At 49.7% G+C, this 1630-nt stretch carries 1 protein-coding gene; it reads left to right on the top strand.

Features of this window, described 5'->3' with window-relative positions; all coding sequences use genetic code 11:
• Positions 1-172 precede the first annotated feature (172 nt).
• Entirely contained in the window at positions 173-1537 is a 1365-nt protein-coding gene (locus BLT35_RS26045; RefSeq protein ID WP_074730239.1) for an ISNCY family transposase, read from the top strand.
• Positions 1538-1630 lie beyond the last annotated feature (93 nt).

Raw genomic sequence — 1630 nt, forward strand, 5'->3', positions numbered from 1 at the left:
TAGTTTCCCCTGAAAAAGTCAGGGTGTTTTGAGCATAATTAAAAGGAATTCAGCACCTCAAAATGGAAATTGTTATTGTCGAGATAACAAAGTTCCACACCCCGAGGGAAGAATTCCTTTGCTATAGGAGTTCAACAGAAGCCCTCGGGAATCCTTCCAAGAGGTGAAGAAAATGTTGAAACTTCGAGACGAGCAATTGACCATCTGGGATGCCATTCTCCCGGAATCTGTTAGAAAGTTGCCGGTCGAGCTTGCAATCATAGATCAATTACTGGACGACGACCGTTTTCTTCAACCGTTTACTGAGTTGCACCCGAAAGGCAAGAAAAGCGGCCGTCCTACGCTTGCAATTGAAAAGTACATCCGTCTTATGGTCCTGAAGCATAAATACAATTTGGGCTACGAGTCACTCGTGAAGGAAGTCGGTGACAGCATCACATGGCGAATGTTCTGCCGGTTTGCCATCGACGAACCGATGCCCGACCCGTCTACGCTCATCTATGCCCGCAAACGCTACGGCGACAAGATCGTCGAAGACATCAATGCCGCACTCGTAAAGCAGTGTGAGGAAAAAGCCGTTCTGAAAACCCGCAAATTGCGCACGGATACGACGGTTGTGGAATCCGATATCCATCACCCGACAGACGCTACGCTGTTGCAAGATGGCGTAAAAGTCATCACTCGAACGATTCAGAAAATCCGGAAAGTCGCCTCCCACACTGTTCAAGGCTTTGAAGATCGTACGGCAGAAATCAAGGAAAAGATTCTGTCCATCGCGAAAGTTCTACGTCGCCGCACCCGTGAATCTTGGGAAGAAGTTGACCGGATCACTGGGAGCGTAATCGAAGTAGCCGAGAACGTTGTGAACAAGGCGCAAACCGTTATCGAGAAACTGCAAGACAAGGGCAAAGCTGCTCTTCGACAAAGTAAAACCAAACTGACCGAGGCGGTCACGCTAACCGGCAAGTTGTTGGAACAAGCCAAACAGGTCGTTTCCGGCAATCGAATCATCGCAGATCGGATCGTCAGTTTCTTTGACCCGGAAGCAAGACCGATTAAGAAAGGTAAGCTGGCCAAAGGAACTGAGTTCGGCTACAAGGTGCGAATCGACGAGACGGAAAGCGGCTTTGTGACCGGCTACGCTGTCTACGAGGGGAACCCCTCGGATGATGAACTGCTCGTTCCCGCTGTACAGGCGCATATCAAGCAATTCGGCAAAGCGCCGCAAGCTGTAGCGACCGACCGCGGTTTCTCAAGCAAGAAGAACGAAACGGCCATTACCGAACTTGGTGTGAAGCGAGCTAGCTTGCCGCGAAAGGGCAAAAAAGGCATTGCCCGATCCGAGTACGAAAACGAATTATGGTTCAAAGACTTGCAGCGTTACCGTGCAGCTGGAGAAGCGAAGATTAGTCTTCTCAAGCGGAAGTACGGTTTGAACCGCAGCAGGTATCGGGGCTTTGTCGGCTCAAAATGCTGGGTCGGCTTCGGGATTCTGACCCACAACCTGCAAAGAGCGGCAAAAATGCTCCAAAACTAACATGGAAACCGATCATTAGGGAAAGTTCCCCCTCACAACCCAGCCAGCAACCCGAAACTATTTTTGAAAATCGACTTTTTCAGGAGCAACTAA

This window comes from Paenibacillus naphthalenovorans (genome assembly GCF_900099895.1).
GTDB lineage: Bacteria > Bacillota > Bacilli > Paenibacillales > NBRC-103111 > Paenibacillus_G > Paenibacillus_G naphthalenovorans.